General features: G+C 66.0%; 14 protein-coding genes and 1 pseudogene. 6 read left to right on the forward strand and 9 right to left on the reverse strand.

Going from position 1 to position 15,307, the window contains the following annotated elements; translation table 11 throughout:
• The first annotated feature begins 19 nt into the window (after positions 1-19).
• The gene (locus tag QF040_RS05120; RefSeq protein WP_307685261.1) at positions 20-436 is read left to right on the forward strand and encodes a DUF4149 domain-containing protein; all 417 of its coding nucleotides are present in this window, start codon (positions 20-22) and stop codon (positions 434-436) included.
• 49 nt (positions 437-485) lie between these two features.
• Here QF040_RS05120 and QF040_RS05125 read toward each other — a convergent pair whose 3' ends face one another.
• Positions 486-1,205 carry a glycosyltransferase gene (locus tag QF040_RS05125; RefSeq protein ID WP_429610105.1) on the reverse strand — a complete coding sequence of 240 codons (720 nt, stop codon included), beginning with the start codon at positions 1,203-1,205 and terminating at the stop codon, positions 486-488.
• 26 nt (positions 1,206-1,231) lie between these two features.
• Positions 1,232-1,711: a YhbY family RNA-binding protein gene (locus QF040_RS05130; protein ID WP_429614614.1), complete on the reverse strand. Its 480-nt coding sequence runs from the start codon at positions 1,709-1,711 to the stop codon at positions 1,232-1,234.
• A gap of 88 nt (positions 1,712-1,799) precedes the next feature.
• On the opposite strand from QF040_RS05130, the gene QF040_RS05135 reads away from it, so the two are divergent.
• The 5 genes from QF040_RS05135 to QF040_RS05155 all read left to right on the forward strand — a co-directional run bounded on the left by QF040_RS05135 (position 1,800) and on the right by QF040_RS05155 (position 7,293).
• Positions 1,800-2,468, forward strand: a complete 669-nt coding sequence (locus tag QF040_RS05135; RefSeq protein ID WP_307600788.1) for an RlmE family RNA methyltransferase — start codon at positions 1,800-1,802, stop codon at positions 2,466-2,468.
• Positions 2,469-2,635: 167 nt separating this feature from the next.
• The gene (gene ftsH, locus QF040_RS05140) at positions 2,636-4,552 is read left to right on the forward strand and encodes an ATP-dependent zinc metalloprotease FtsH (protein ID WP_307600787.1); all 1,917 of its coding nucleotides are present in this window, start codon (positions 2,636-2,638) and stop codon (positions 4,550-4,552) included.
• 115 nt (positions 4,553-4,667) lie between these two features.
• Positions 4,668-5,480, forward strand: coding sequence for a dihydropteroate synthase (folP, locus tag QF040_RS05145; RefSeq protein ID WP_429614615.1), 813 nt, complete (start codon positions 4,668-4,670; stop codon positions 5,478-5,480).
• Complete coding sequence (glmM, locus tag QF040_RS05150) at positions 5,477-6,814, forward strand: phosphoglucosamine mutase (protein WP_429610106.1); 1,338 nt, start codon at positions 5,477-5,479, stop codon at positions 6,812-6,814. Before folP ends, glmM begins: the two co-directional genes overlap by 4 nt.
• Positions 6,811-7,293 carry a GNAT family N-acetyltransferase gene (locus QF040_RS05155; RefSeq protein WP_429610107.1) on the forward strand — a complete coding sequence of 161 codons (483 nt, stop codon included), beginning with the start codon at positions 6,811-6,813 and terminating at the stop codon, positions 7,291-7,293. Before glmM ends, QF040_RS05155 begins: the two co-directional genes overlap by 4 nt.
• Before the next feature lie 81 nt (positions 7,294-7,374).
• Here QF040_RS05155 and QF040_RS05160 read toward each other — a convergent pair whose 3' ends face one another.
• From QF040_RS05160 to QF040_RS05190, 7 genes and pseudogenes are all read right to left on the reverse strand, one after another.
• On the reverse strand, positions 7,375-8,646 hold the full coding sequence (locus tag QF040_RS05160) for an acyl-CoA dehydrogenase family protein (RefSeq protein ID WP_429610108.1): 1,272 nt from the start codon (positions 8,644-8,646) through the stop codon (positions 7,375-7,377).
• A 34-nt stretch (positions 8,647-8,680) separates the two neighbouring features.
• Complete coding sequence (locus tag QF040_RS05165) at positions 8,681-9,787, reverse strand: phosphotransferase (protein ID WP_306876671.1); 1,107 nt, start codon at positions 9,785-9,787, stop codon at positions 8,681-8,683.
• A 1-nt stretch (position 9,788) separates the two neighbouring features.
• Positions 9,789-10,508 (reverse strand): Crp/Fnr family transcriptional regulator, encoded by a 720-nt coding sequence (locus QF040_RS05170; RefSeq protein ID WP_013541710.1) that lies wholly within the window; start codon positions 10,506-10,508, stop codon positions 9,789-9,791.
• Positions 10,509-10,568: 60 nt separating this feature from the next.
• On the reverse strand, positions 10,569-11,348 hold the full coding sequence (locus QF040_RS05175; protein WP_429610109.1) for an oxepin-CoA hydrolase, alternative type: 780 nt from the start codon (positions 11,346-11,348) through the stop codon (positions 10,569-10,571).
• Between the two features lie 38 nt (positions 11,349-11,386).
• A pseudogene (locus tag QF040_RS05180) lies at positions 11,387-12,909 on the reverse strand (3-hydroxyacyl-CoA dehydrogenase).
• Between the two features lie 144 nt (positions 12,910-13,053).
• Positions 13,054-14,211 (reverse strand): MFS transporter, encoded by a 1,158-nt coding sequence (locus tag QF040_RS05185; protein WP_429610110.1) that lies wholly within the window; start codon positions 14,209-14,211, stop codon positions 13,054-13,056.
• Between the two features lie 60 nt (positions 14,212-14,271).
• Positions 14,272-15,279, reverse strand: a complete 1,008-nt coding sequence (locus QF040_RS05190; RefSeq protein WP_013541706.1) for a D-2-hydroxyacid dehydrogenase family protein — start codon at positions 15,277-15,279, stop codon at positions 14,272-14,274.
• Between the last annotated feature and the right edge of the window lie 28 nt (positions 15,280-15,307).

Genomic DNA, 15,307 nt, shown 5'->3' on the forward strand with positions numbered 1-15,307 from the left:
CCAGCCGATAGAACCTTCGATGAAAGACCGCTTGGCCCTGCTGCTCGCCGCCTTTTGGTGGGGCAGCCTCACGACGATCGGCTTCCTCGTGGTGCCGATGCTGTTCGCCAAGCTAGGCAATCCGGCGGTTGCGGGCAATTTTGCCGGCCAGCTGTTCGAGGCGCAGAGCTGGGTCGCCATTGGGTGCGGCCTGATCCTGCTGATTCATTTCCGGAGCAAGGCCGATGAACGAATGGACGCGGCCACGATGACTTCCATTGGTCTCGTCCTCGGCGCGCTGTTGCTGGCGCTGCTCCAGCAATACGCCGTGGCGCCGCGCATCCTGGCGCGGGAAAACCTCAAGCTGTGGCACACCGTCGGCAGCGGCATGTATGTCGCGCAATGGCTGTGCACGTTGGTGCTGCTTTGGCGCATGGGCGCTCGGCCCGGTCGCTGACCTATCGCCGGTAAAGCGGCGATGGCGGCTTTCGCCGCCATCTACACACTCACTCTTTCCAGAACTCAGCGACCCAGTTCGCCGGCCGGATGTACCGGAAGGCGCGATTGCGCCGACCAGCCAGCGCATCAGGCGGATTGCACTCGCCATGAAAAATCATGATGCGTGCGCCTTCGGGAACGAAGGGCGCTTCCCAGTAGTTGGTCGGCCAGGCAGGGATGCCGTGGTACTTGAAGCTCGGGCACCAGTCGTCCGGCCAGTAGGAGAGCTTGCCCTGCTTGTGCAGCATGGCGGACAGGTAGGTCTGTTCGTTGCGGTATTCGGCCTGGACCTTGTCCATGTTGTTCCGGAAATACGCCAGCACGTCGGCATGCGCGCCCAACTCGAACCGGTAGACCGATGAATTTCCGGTGATCCGCCGGCCCCGCCACGGCCGGGCGTAGTCGTGAATGATCAGGAACTCGCCAGGCTGCTCGAAGAAGGCATCGAGGCTGCCCACGACAACCACGTCGACGTCCAGGAAGAGGGCGGTTCCGCGCAGTCCGTGGAGGTCGCCTTCGAGCGTAGTGAGCTTCTTCCAGGCGCCATCGCGCTGGCCGGGGGCCAGTTGCAGGTTCAGCGGGGGGATAGGAAGGCAGGTCACCTCGGGGCGGATGCCGGTGCCGTCATCGGTCAGGCAGACGAACTTGAAGTCGCCGCTCAGGTTGCGGCGCACCATCGCGTAGAGGCGGTTGACGTATTCGGGGCCGTATTTCGTGCCCCACTTCATGCAGAGGATATGGCGTCCCACCCGGCTCAATCCGACTGGTTGCGCTTCTTGGCCGACAGCGGCCGCTTCGCCTTGGCGCGCTTGATGGTGCCGCCGGGGGTGAGGCGTTGGTTGCCGAGCACGCGCAGCGTCTTGATTTCGGGGCGCTGGCCGCCGCGCTTGCTGTACTTCAGGACTTTGACGTCGCGCGGGCCCGGCATGCGGTCTTCATCGACCACTTTTTCTTTTTCGGGAATCGGGCGCCAGAGCACCAGCAGCTTGCCGATGTGCTGAATGGGGGCGGCGTTGAGCTCGTTGGCGAGTTCTTGCAGCATGGCGTCGCGGGCGAGGCGGTCGTCGGAGAACACACGCACCTTGATCAGGCCATGGGCCTTGAGCGCCGCGTCGGCCTCTTTTTTCACGGCAGGGGTGAGCCCGTCTCCACCGACCATGACGATCGGATCCAGGTGGTGAGCTTCGGCGCGGTGCACCTTGCGCTCGGCAGGGGTAAGTTGAATGGCGGGCATCCCCGTATTATCGAGGGTAGAAAGCACCTCCTGAGCCGCCGGGCCGTTCCCAAGGCGAATACCGCAGTGCGGAGCACGGAGGTTCCCAATGAGCACCAAAGCAAAAAGCAAAAAAGTCAACAAAGCCTGGCTTCACGATCACATCAATGATCCGTATGTGAAATTGGCCACGCGAGAGGGGTATCGCGCACGCGCCGCCTACAAGCTCAAGGAGATCGACGAGTCGCTGGGATTGGTCAAACCGGGTCAACTGGTGGTCGACCTGGGCTCCACGCCCGGGGCCTGGAGCCAGTACCTGCGACGGCGCATGTCGCCCGAGGGCGCCGCTGTCGGCACGCTGAACGGCACCATCATCGCGCTCGACATGCTGGCCATGGAGCCCATCGAGGGCGTCACATTCATCCAGGGGGATTTCCGCGAGGCGGAGCTGCTGGAGCAGGTTCTCGGGGTGTTGGCGGGACGGAAGGCCGATCTGGTGGTCTCGGACATGGCACCCAACATTTCGGGCATCCATTCGGCCGATGGCGCCCGCATTGCGCACCTGATCGAGCTTGCAGTCGACTTCGCCCAGCACCATCTGAAGCCCGAGGGCGCTCTGGTGGCCAAGCTTTTCCACGGAGGCGGCTATGACGAATCGGTCAAGCTGTTCAAGGCCAGTTTCCGTACCGTCAAGCCGTTCAAGCCCAAGGCGTCGCGCGATAAATCGGCCGAGACGTTCCTGGTGGGGATGGGCTTGAAGGCCCTGGATACGCCTTGATACCTTGCCGCTACGGGTGGTCAGGGGGCGCAAACCCTTGTCAGGCTATGGCTGCTTTAGGGAAATGCCCGTTTTTCGCAGCTTGAAAAGCCTAAAATGGGGCGCAATTGCGTACCCATAGCGCGTTTTTTCACATCCTCGTCACGCGCTTTCGACTGGAGCTTCGTTTGAACAATCAGTGGTTTTCCAAAGTTGCCGTATGGCTCGTCATTGCCATGGTGTTGTTCACTGTGTTCAAGCAGTTCGACACCCGCGGCGGCGTCGGCTCTGGCGCAGTGAGCTACTCCGAGTTTCTCGACCAGGTTCGCGGCAACCAGATCAAGAGCGCCGTCATCCCTGAAGGCGCCGGCGGCGGCGAGATCGTCGCTGTCACCAACGACGACCGCAAGATCCGCACGACCGCCACGGTTCTCGACCGCGGCCTCGTGGGCGACCTGATCGACCACAACGTCAAGTTCGACGTCAAGCCGCGCGAAGAGGGCTCGCTCCTCATGACGCTCCTGGTGAGCTGGGGCCCGATGCTCCTCCTGATCGGCGTCTGGATCTACTTCATGCGACAGATGCAGGGCGGCGGCAAGGGCGGGGCATTCAGCTTCGGCAAGAGCAAGGCCCGCATGATGGACGAGAACAACAACACGGTCACTTTCGCCGACGTCGCAGGCTGCGATGAGGCCAAGGAAGAAGTCCGCGAAGTCGTCGACTTCCTCAAAGACCCGCAGCGCTTCCAGAAACTCGGCGGCCGCATTCCGCGCGGTCTGCTGCTGGTTGGCCCTCCCGGCACCGGCAAGACCCTGCTGGCCAAGTCGATCGCCGGCGAAGCCAAGGTTCCCTTCTTCTCGATCTCCGGTTCCGACTTCGTTGAAATGTTCGTCGGCGTGGGCGCTGCCCGTGTCCGCGACATGTTCGAGAACGCCAAGAAGAATGCGCCCTGCATCATCTTCATCGATGAAATCGATGCAGTGGGTCGCCAGCGCGGTGCCGGCCTCGGCGGTGGCAACGACGAGCGCGAGCAAACCCTGAACCAGATGCTGGTCGAGATGGACGGCTTCGAAACCAACCTCGGCGTCATCGTGGTGGCTGCCACCAACCGCCCTGACATCCTTGACGCCGCGCTGCTGCGCCCGGGCCGTTTCGACCGCCAGGTCTACGTCACGCTGCCCGACATCCGCGGTCGCGAACAGATCCTCGGCGTGCACATGCGCAAGGTCCCGCTGGGCCAGGACGTGAACCCGAGCGTCATCGCCCGCGGCACGCCCGGCATGTCCGGCGCCGACTTGGCCAACCTCTGCAATGAAGCAGCTCTCATGGCCGCCCGCCGCAATGCGCGCGTCGTCGAGATGCAGGACTTCGAGAAGGCCAAGGACAAGATCTTCATGGGCCCCGAGCGCAAGAGCATGGTCATGCCCGAGGAAGAGCGCCGCAACACGGCCTACCACGAGTCCGGCCACGCCCTCATCGGCAAGCTGCTGCCCAAGTGCGACCCGGTCCACAAGGTCACGATCATTCCGCGTGGCCGCGCCCTGGGCGTGACCATGAGCCTGCCGGCGCAGGACCGCTACAGCTACGACCGCGAATACATGCTGAACCAGATCAGCATGCTGTTCGGTGGCCGCATCGCCGAAGAAGTCTTCATGCACCAGATGACGACGGGTGCCAGCAACGACTTCGAGCGCGCGACTTCCATCGCCCGCGACATGGTCACGCGCTACGGCATGACCGATGCGCTGGGCCCGATGGTCTATGCCGAAAACGAAGGCGAAGTGTTCCTCGGCCGCTCGGTCACCAAGACCACGAACATGAGCGAGCAGACCATGGAAAAGGTCGACGGCGAAGTCCGCCGCATCATCGACGAGCAGTACGCCCTGGCGCGCCGCTTGATCGAAGAGAACAGCGACAAGATGCACGCGATGGCGAAGGCGCTGCTCGAATGGGAAACCATCGACTCCGAGCAGCTCGACGACATCATGGCCGGCCGCGCACCGCGTCCGCCCAAGGACTGGACGCCGCGGACCCCTCCTTCGGGCAGCGGCGGCAGTGGCGGCACGCCGGCGGTCAACACTGACCCGGCGCCGACCGCCGCTTGAGGTGGGCTTGAAATCAAGCAACAACGGGGCCTCTGGCCCCGTTTTCCATGGTGCGCCGGGCGAGGCAGTCTGGCAGACCTCGCGCTTCAGGATCGACCTCGCGCAGCCGCGCGTCATGGGCATCGTCAACGTCACGCCCGATTCCTTCTCCGACGGCGGCGCACACGCCTCCACCGACACCGCGCTGCGCCATTGCGAGCAGTTGCTGAAGGAGGGCGCCGACATTCTCGACATCGGCGGCGAATCCACCCGCCCGGGCAGCCCGGCCGTTCCGCTCGACGCCGAACTGGCGCGCGTGCTGCCTGTGGTGCGCGAGGCGGTGAAGCTGAACGTGCCGCTCTCCATCGACACCTACAAGCCCGAGGTCATGCGCGCCGTGCTCGACCTGGGCGCGGACATCGTCAACGACATCTGGGCACTGCGCCAGCCGGGCGCGCGCGAAGCCGTGGCGGCGCATCCGTCGTGCGGCATCTGCCTGATGCACATGCACCGCGATCCGCAGACCATGCAGGCCGTGCCGATGCAGGGCGACGTGATCCCCGAGGTGCTGTCGTTCTGGGCCGCGCAGTTGGCACAGCTTCACGCGCTGCAGATCGATCCATCGCGCATCACCCTCGACCCGGGCATTGGCTTCGGGAAAACCGTGACGCAGAATTTCGCCCTGCTGGGCCGGCAGCGCGAGCTGCTCGGTGCCGGCTACCCGCTGCTCCTGGGCTGGTCGCGCAAGTCGTCGATCGGCGCCGTCACTGGCATCGAGGCGGCGGGCGAGCGCATCGTGCCCAGCGTCGCGGCTGCGGTGCTGGCCGTGGACCGCGGCGCCGCCATCGTGCGCGTGCACGATGTGCGCGACACGGTGGCCGCCCTCGCGGTGTGGCGCGCCATGAAGGCAGCAGCACAACAAAGACAAACAAAAGAGGAACTCGCATGACCCGCAAATATTTCGGCACCGACGGCATCCGCGGCACCGTCGGCCAGGCACCCATCACACCCGACTTCGTGTTGCGCCTCGCGCACGCCGTGGGCCGTGTGCTCAAGAAAACCGAAGCCCGCCCCCGTGTACTGATCGGCAAGGACACCCGTATTTCGGGCTACATGCTCGAATCGGCGCTCGAATCGGGCTTCAATTCGGCCGGTGTCGACGTCGTGCTGCTGGGACCGCTGCCCACGCCCGGCGTGGCGTATCTCACGCGTGCCCAGCGCGCGAGCCTCGGCGTGGTGATCAGCGCGAGCCACAACGCCTTTCCCGACAACGGCATCAAGTTCTTCAGCGCGCAGGGCACCAAGCTCGACGATGCCTGGGAGCTGGCCGTCGAAGCCGTACTGGAAGAAGCGCCGGTCTGGGTGGATTCCGTCAACCTCGGCAAGGCCCGCCGCCTCGACGATGCGTCCGGCCGCTACATCGAGTTCTGCAAGAGCACCTTCGCCAACGACCTCACGCTGCGCGGCATGAAGCTCGTGGTCGATGCAGCGCACGGTGCGGCCTATCAAGTGGCGCCCAACGTGTTCCACGAACTGGGCGCGGAAGTGACCAGCATCGGCTGCGCGCCCGATGGGCTCAACATCAACAAGGACTTCGGCGCCACACATCCCGAGGCGTTGGTCGCCACGGTGACCGCGCAGAAGGCCGACTACGGCATCGCGCTCGACGGCGACGCCGACCGCCTGCAATTGGTCGACGCCAGCGGGCGCCTCTTCAACGGCGACGAACTGCTTTACCTGATGGTGGCCGAGCGCATCGCGCGCGGCGAGAAGCCGGTGGGCGTGGTCGGCACGCTCATGACCAACAAGGCGGTGGAAGTCGCGCTGCGCGGGCAGGACATTGAATTCGTGCGTGCCAAGGTCGGCGACCGCTACGTGCTCGAAGAGCTCGACAAGCGCGGCTGGCTTCTGGGCGGCGAGGGCTCGGGCCATCTGCTGGCGCTTGATCGTCACACCACCGGCGACGGCATCGTGAGCGCCCTGCAAGTGCTGCAGGCGTGCGTCCGCAGCGGCAAGACTGTGGCGCAGTTGCTCGAAGGCGTCACGCTGTTTCCGCAGACGCTGATCAACGTGCGCGTCGCGCCCGATCAGAAGTGGCAGGACAACAAGGCGCTGGCCAGCGAAACGAAGCGCATCGAGGCCGAACTGGGCGACGGCGGCCGCGTGCTGATCCGCGCGAGCGGCACCGAGCCGCTGGTGCGGGTGATGGTCGAGGCGCGCGATGCCAAGCAGTCGCGCTCGTGTGCAGAGCGCCTGGCAGCGACGCTGCAGCCGGCGCAATGAGCATCCGGACCTTCGTCGCGGATTACGGTGACGCCGTGCAGGCCGCGGCGCTGGTCGATCTGCTCGACGCTTACGCCCGCGATCCTGCCGGTGGCGGCACGCCGCTCGATGCCGCCGTGCGCGAAGGCTTGCCCGCGGCGCTGGCGGCGCGTCCGCAGGCCTTCAGCGTGCTGGCCTTCGATGGCGACACGCCCGTGGGCCTGATCAACTGCATCGAGGGCTTCTCGACCTTCGCCTGCAAGCCGCTGGTCAATGTGCACGACGTGGTCGTGCTGCCCAGCCATCGCGGCCAGCGCGTCGCGCAGCAGATGTTCGCGCTGGTGGAGCAGGAGGCACGCAAGCGCGGCGCCTGCAAGCTCACGCTCGAAGTGCTGTCGGGCAATGCGCCGGCGCTGCGCTCGTATGAGCGTGAAGGCTTCATCGGCTACCAGCTCGATCCGGCCTTCGGGCACGCGATCTTTTTGCAGAAGAAGCTCTGAAAAGAAAAAGGGCCGAGGCGAAATGATCGCCGCCGGCCCTCACCCCAACCCTCTCCCCGAGGGGAGAGGGAGCAAGACAAATCAGAAGCGCGTGACGGGTGCGTCGGCTTCGGTCTTGCTGGGCGCGTACTTGCCCAGCTCCCACTTCGCGATTGCATTGCGGTGCACTTCGTCCGGGCCGTCCGCAAAGCGCAGCGTGCGCGCACCGGCATAGGCGTAGGCGAGTGGGAAGTCGTCGCTCATGCCGCCGCCGCCGTGGACCTGCATGGCCCAGTCGATCACTTGGCAGGCCATGCTCGGCGCCACCACCTTGATCATCGCGATCTCGTTCTTGGCGACCTTGTTGCCCGCCACGTCCATCAGCCAGGCGGCCTTGAGCGTGAGCAGGCGGGCCATGTCGATCTTGCAGCGCGCTTCGGCGATGCGCTCCTGCGTCACGGTCTGAGAGGCGACGGTCTTGCCGAAGGCGACGCGCGAGGAGGCGCGCTTGCACATCAGCTCGAGCGCGCGCTCGGCCAGGCCGATCAGGCGCATGCAGTGGTGGATGCGTCCCGGGCCAAGGCGGCCCTGGGCGATTTCGAAACCGCGGCCTTCGCCGAGCAGGATGTTGTCGACAGGCACGCGCACGTTCTCGAAATACATCTCGACGTGGCCGTGCGGCGCGTCGTCGTAACCCATCACGTTGAGCGGACGCACGATGCGGATGCCCTTGGCATCGGCCGGCACGATCACCATGCTCTGCTGCGAATGGCGCGGTGCGTCCGGATCGCTCTTGCCCATCGTGATGAAGACGGCGCAGCGCGGATCGGCAGCACCCGAAATCCACCACTTGTGGCCGTTGATCACGTACTCGTCGCCCTGGCGTTCGATGCGGGTCGAGATGTTGGTCGCGTCGCTCGATGCCACGTCGGGCTCGGTCATCGCGAAGGCCGAGCGGATCTGGCCTTCGAGCAGCGGCTTGAGCCAGCGCGCCTTGATCTCTTCGGAGCCGTAGCGGGCGATGGTTTCCATGTTGCCCGTGTCGGGGGCGGAGCAGTTGAAGGCTTCGCTCGCCCATGGCACCGCACCCATGATTTCGGCCAGCGGCGCGTATTCCTGGTTCGTGAGGCCTGCACCTGCGTAGCCGGAGGCCGAGGCGCTGTCGACCGGCAGGAAGAGATTCCACAGGCCCTGGGCCTTGGCTTTTTCCTTGACCTTTTCCACCGTCTTCAATGCGGTCCAGCGCTTGCCGGCCGCCGTGTTCGCAGCCAGCTCGGCGCTGTACTCGGCCTCTGCCGGGTAGATGTTTTCGTCCATGAACGCCTTGACGCGCTTCTGCAGTTCCTTGGTCTTGGCCGAATATTCGAAATCCATGTCGTCTCCTGGTGGGTTTTTGGGGGAAGGCTGGTTACGCCTTTTGGGCGAACTGCCAGGCCATCTCGGCCATCGGCCGTGCGCCGCGGGCCGATGCCACGGCTTGCTCGCTCGATGCGGTACCGGCCTCGACCCGCTTCGCAATGCCTTGAAGAATCGCGGCCATGCGGAACAGGTTATAGGCCTGATAGAAGTTCCAGTCGGGCGCCAGCGCCTCGGGCGTGCTGATGCGCGTGCGCTCGCAATAGCGGCGGATGTATTCGCTCTCGGTGGGAATGCCCAGCGCCGCGACGTCCACGCCGCCGATGCCGCGGCCGGTGGTGGGCGGCATGTGCCACGACATGCAGTGGTAGCTGAAGTCCGCCAGCGGATGGCCCAGCGTGGAGAGCTCCCAGTCGAGCACCGCGATGATCCGCGGCTCGGTGGGGTGAAACATCACGTTGTCCAGGCGGTAGTCGCCGTGCACGATCGAGACCTTGCTCTCGTCGCGCGCGCTCGCCGGCATGTGGGCGGGGAACCAGTCGATCAGCCGCTCCATGGCCTCGATCGGCTGCGACAGTTCACCGGCGCCATCGGTCGAGGCCTTGTACTGCTTGCTCCAGCGGCCGATCTGGCGCTCGAAGTAATTGCCGGGCTTGCCGTAGTCGGCCAGGCCCCGGGCCGCGAAGTCGACCGTGTGCAGCGCCGCGATGACGCGGTTCATCTCGTCGTAGTAGGCCGCGCGCTCGGCGTTGCTGAAGCCGGGCAGCGACTGGTCCCAGAGCACGCGGCCCTGCATGAACTCCATCACGTAGAAGGCGCGGCCGATGACGGACTCGTCCTCGCAGAGGCAATGCATGCGCGGCACGGGCACGTCGGTACCTTGCAGGCCGCTCATGACCTTGAACTCGCGCTCCACCGCATGCGCCGAGGGCAGCAGCTTGGCGACCGGGCCGGGCTTGGCGCGCATCACGTAGCTTTGCGTGGGCGTGACGAGCTTGTAGGTCGGGTTCGACTGCCCGCCCTTGAACATCTCCACCGTCAACGGACCCTTGAAACCCTCGAGGTTCTTCTCGAGCCAGGCGGCGAGCACCTCGATGTCGAAGGCATGCTGCTGCGACACCGCGCGGGTGCCGACGAAGTTGGAGAAGTCCTGGCTCATGTCAGATATCCGCTTCGGAAATGCGCCGCAGCGCCGCACGGTCGAGAACCACCAGGCCGCCCGGCTCGATCCGGATGCTGCCCTCGCGTTCCATGGTCTTGAGTTCCTGGTTGACGCGCTGGCGCGATGCGCCGAGCAGTTGCGCCAACTCTTCCTGCGCCAGTTGCAGGCCGATGCGCATCTGGCTGCCATCGTCCAGGTTGGGCACGCCGTAGCTGCGCACGAGGTGAATCAGCTGCTTGGCCAGGCGTGCGCGCAAGGGAAGGGTGTTGAGATCTTCCACCAGCCCGAACAGCGTGCGGATGCGGCGTGCCTGCAGCCGCATCAGCGCTTCGTAGAGCTCCACGTGCGCAGCCAGGATTTTCTGGAAGTCGGCCCGCGCCACGCAAAGGATGGTGCTGTCCCCATGCGCATAGGCGTCGTGCGTGCGCCGGTCCCCGTCGAACATCGCCACGTCGCCGAACCAGATGCCCGGCTCCACGTAGGTCAGCGTCACCTGCTTGCCCGAGACGGCCGTCGAGCTGACCCGCACCGCGCCCCTGGCGCAGGCAATCCAGTGTTCGGGTGGATCGCCGCGTGCGGCGATCAGGTCGCCGTCCTTGTAGCGTTTGACGAAAGCGCATCGGAGGATGTCGTGCCGTAACGATGGAGATAGGGAAGAAAACCAGCGACCACTGTTGATCGCTTCACGTTCTTCGATGGTAAGAATGGGGTCGTCCATTGGTTGTCCTCTCGGCGACTGAAAAGCTGGTGGGTGTCACGGGAGCGACGCCGCGAGGCGCTACTCGTATTGCGGCGGTTTCTTGCCGAGGAACGCGGCGATGCCGATGCCCGCGTTCGCATGGTGCAGGTTGCGCACGAAGTGATCGCGCTCCTGCGAGAGCTGCGCGGCCAGCGTGGCGCCGCGTGCTTCGCTCAGCAGCTCCTTGATGCTGGCGAGCGAGTTGGGCGCGCGGGCGTTGAGCTTCTTCGCGAGTGCCAGGGCGCCCGCGAGCGCCTGTCCGCTTTCGGTGAGTTCGTTCACGAGGCCGGCCGCATGCAGGCGCGGCGCGGCGATGCGCTCACCGTTCATGAGCCATTCGCTGGCGAGCTGGCGCGGCAGCTGCTGCCCGAGGTGCCAGCTGAGGCCGCCATCGGGCGACAGCGCCACGTTGCTGTAGGAGGCCGCGAATACCGCGTCGCGCGCTGCCACCACGAAGTCGCAGGCGAGGGCGAGCGAGAAGCCCGCGCCGGCCGCGGCGCCTTCGACGGCCGCGATGATCGGCTTCGGAAAGGTGCGGATCGAATCGATCCAGTTGTGCAACCCCTCGATGCTCTCGGCCTGCACCGAGCGGTCGAGTTCGCGATTGGCCAACAGGCGCTGCAACGAGCCGCCCGCGCAGAACCATGCGCCTTCGCCCACGATCACTACGCTGCGGATCTCGCTGCTGCTCTCGGCGCCGTTGAGCGCCTCGATGCCCGCGGCGTAGATCTCGGGGCCCAGCGCATTGCGCTGGGTCGGGTTGGAGATGGTCAGCACCATGGTGCTGCCTTCGCTCGTGCTCTTGAGTTCGGCGGTCATCGCTGTGTCGCGTTTCCAGTCGGTTGGTGGTTTGTTATTTATTCTTCTTCGTGCAGGAGGCTCAGGCCCAGCGCACCGCGGCGGCGCAGCCACGGGCTCGGGCGATAGCGCGGGTCGCCGTAGACGGTCTGCAGGTTGAACAGCACTTCGAGCATGTTGGTCGGGCCGTAGAGGTTGCCCATCGCGAGCGGGCCGCGCGGGTAGCCAAGACCCAGCTGCACCGCGGTCTCCAGGTCGGCCGGCGAGCACACGCGCTGTTGGCACATGTCGGTGGCGATGTTGACGATGGTGCCGATCACGCGCTGCGTGACGAAGCCGCCGCTGTCGCGGATCACGCTCACCGCCTTGCCGTCGCGTGCGAAGAGGGCATGCGCGGCATCGCGGATGTCGCGGCGCGTGGCCGGATTGGTGGCGAGCACGCGGCGCTTGGTGGCGGCGTCGTCGATCAGCATGTCGATGCCGACGGTGCGCGTGGCGTCCAGGCGCTCGACGGCCGCGACCGTGGTCACGTCGAAGCCCAGCGGGGCCACGAGGATCAGCGAATGCGGCGCGGCGGTGGCGCCGCTGTCGATCTGCGCGCCCAGCGTGTTGATCAGGCGCAGCAACTCGGCACGGCGCGCGGCGCGGGGCGAGACCCAGACCGAGGGGGTGCCGTCGACCACGGGTGGCGGAGCCTCGGGCGTCTGCTGCATCACGCCGTCGGTGTAGCGGTAGAAACCTTCGCCGGTCTTGCGGCCGAGCGCGCCGGCGGCGAGGCGCTGCGCGGTGATCACGCTCGGGCGGAAGCGCGGCTCCTCGAAGTACTGGTGGTAGATCGATTCCATCACCGGGTGCGACACGTCGAGCGCGGTCAGATCCAGCAGCTCGAACGGGCCGAGGCGGAAACCGGCCTGGTCCTTCAGGATGCGATCGATGGTCGCGAAGTCGGTCACGCCTTCGCCGACGATCCGCAGCGCCTCGGTGCCGTAGCCGCGGCCCGCATGGTTGACGATGAAGCCGGGCGTGTCCTGCGCCTGCACCGCGCTGTGGCCCATCTGCACCGCGTAGCCGGCCAGTTGCTTGCAGACCTCGGGCGCGGTCTTGAAGCCCGCCACCACCTCGACCACCTTCATCAGCGGCACGGGGTTGAAGAAGTGGAAGCCCGCGAAACGCTCGGGATGCGCGAGCCCGGCCGCAATGGCCGTCACCGAGAGCGAGGACGTGTTGGTGACCAGCGTGGAAGTCGGGGCCACCACGGCCTCGATTTCGCGGAAGAGCTTGCGCTTGACTTCGAGGTCTTCGATCACTGCTTCGATCACGAGGTCACAACCAGCGAGTGCCTCGATTGAATCGACGGCCTGCACTCGAGCGCGATCTGTGCATCGCGCGTCGCGGCATCGAGCTTGCCCTTTTCGTGCAGCTTGTTCCACTGGGCGATGAGGGCTTCGCGTCCGCGTTCGGCGGCGCCCGCAAAGCTGTCGAGGAGCAGCACCTCGCTGCCGGCCTGCGCGGCGATCTGCGCGATGCCGCGACCCATGGCGCCCGCGCCGATGAGCCCGATCCGTTGGTAGTTCACTGTCATTTGATGGAGATTTTCGCTGGTTGAGTGGTGTGAGGGCCTGACGCGCAGGTGCTGGCCGGAAAGCGGCTGGCGAGCGTCGGCAGCCTCCGATTTTGCAATCCCGCGCGGGCGATGCATCCCGGGTCTTACGCGGGTCTCGTGTTTTCAGGACGCGCGGCGGCTGCGGTCGATGGCGACGCTGAGGCCAATGGCAAGCAGCAGCAGCGCCAGGCCGACTCGGCTCAGCCACGGCGCCGCGTCGTTCGCCAGCAGCCAGCCGCCGAGCGCCGCGCCGACCGCCTGACCGATGTAGATGCCCGAGCTGTTGAGCGCCACGGAGCCGGGCGCGAGCGCGGGCGCCAGGCCCACGAGCCGCGCCTGCTGAGCCGAGTTGGTGGCGAAGCAGCCGATGCCCCAGGGCACGATCACCACCGCGAGCCAGGCGAGCGTGCTCGCGAACGGCCAGAGCAGCAGGCTCAAGGCGATCAACGAGGACGTCAGAAGCACCATCCGGCCGGCGCCCACGCGGTCGATGTAGCGGCTGACCACCATGTTGCCGATCAGCCCGAAGGCGCCGAACAGCGCCCACATCAGGCTCAGCGTGTTGGCGTCCGCACCGAAGCTCTGCTTGAGGATGGGTCCGAAATAGCTGAAGAGCACGAACTGTCCCGAGCCCTGGAGCGCCGTGACTGAAACGATGCCCATCAGCACCGGGCTGCGCAGCACGCGAGACCACGCGGCGGCCGTGAGCGCGGCAGGCCGGATGCCGGTGGGCAGCGTGAGCCAGATCGAAGCGGCGCTGACGATGCTGAGCAGCGCAATGGCCATGAAGGCCATGCGCCAGCCGAGGTGGCCGCCGATCAGCGCGCCGATGGGCAGGCCGAGCACCGAGGCCATCGACCAGCCAAGGAAAACGAAGGTCACGGCGCGCCCGCGGTGTTCCGGCGGCACAAGCATGCCGGCGCAGGCCGCGGCCTGGGGCGTGAAGATCGCCGGCGCAATCACCGTGAGCATGCGCACCGGCAAGAGCGCGGCGAAGCTCGGCATGAGCGTGCAGAGGGCGTGTCCGGCGGCATACCAGAGGAGCGTGAGGGCCAGGAGCTGGCGGCGATCCCAGCCCGCGACCAAGGCCGCCAGCAACGGTGCGCCGAGGCACATCACGATCGCGGCGGCGGTGATCAGCTGGCCCGCTGTCGCAGCAGTGACAGCAAGCGATGTGCTGATCTCGTTGAGCGTGCCGGGCACCACCATCACGCCGGTGCCGATCACGAAATTGCCGGCCAGCAGCGCCCAGAGCGCGCCTCGAGGCGCAGGCCGGCTCATCGAATGACCTGCGCCTTCGGCTGCGGTATTCGCCTTGGAGCGGCCCGGCGGCTCATGAACTCACCGGCGGACCTGCAAGGCGCCGGGATTCACGATGTTGGTGGGATTGCCCTTGATGAAGCTCACGACGTTGTCGAAAGCCTGGCCGAAGTAGCTCTCGTAGCTGTCCTGCTCCACATAGCCGATGTGCGGTGTGCAGATGCAGTTTTCGAGGCGCAGCAAGGCGTGGCCCTGCAGCGGCGGTTCGCTCTCGAACACGTCGATGGCCGCGAGGCCCGGACGTCCGCGATTGAGCGCGGCGAGCAGGGCATCGGCCTCGACCAGTTCTGCGCGGGAGGTGTTCACGAAGAGCGCTGTCGGCTTCATGCGTGACAGGTCTTCGAGCGTGACGAGGCCGTTGGTTTCCTCGTTGAGCCGCAGGTGCACCGAGAGCACGTCGGCCGCGGCAAAGAATTCGTGGCGGTTCTGCGCGACCTGAAAGCCGTCGGAGCGCGCCTTGGCGCAGCTCGCTTCGCGTCCCCAGATCACCACCTGCATGCCGAAGGCCTGCCCATAGCGCGCGACCAGTTGGCCGATGCGGCCATAGCCCCAGATGCAGAGCGTCTTGCCCTTGAGCACCGAGCCAAGTCCGAAATTGGGTGGCATCGAAGCCGACTTGAGCCCCGACTGCTGCCACGCTCCGTGCTTCAAGTTGCTGATGTACTGCGGCAGCCGGCGCATGGCCGCCATGATCAGCGCCCAGGTGAGTTCGGCCGGTGCCTGCGGAGAGCCCGAGCCTTCGGCCACCGCCACGCCGCGCTCGGTGCAGGCATTGACGTCGATGTGGCCGCCGACGCGTCCGGTCTGCGAAATGAGCTTGAGCTTGGGCAGCTTTTCGATGAGCTGGCGCGAGATCTGGGTGCGCTCGCGAATCAGCACGATCACGTCGGCGTCTTTCAGGCGAACCGACAGTTGGCCGATGCCCTTGACCGTGTTGGTGTAGACCTTGGCCGCGTACGCGTCCAGCTTGGCGGCGCAGCGCAGCTTGCGCACGGCGTCCTGGTAATCGTCAAGGATCACAATGTTCATGGCGTGCCATTGTGCCTCGCAGCATTGG

It is taken from the genome of Variovorax sp. W2I14, from assembly GCF_050435205.1.
GTDB lineage: Bacteria > Pseudomonadota > Gammaproteobacteria > Burkholderiales > Burkholderiaceae_C > Variovorax > Variovorax paradoxus_C.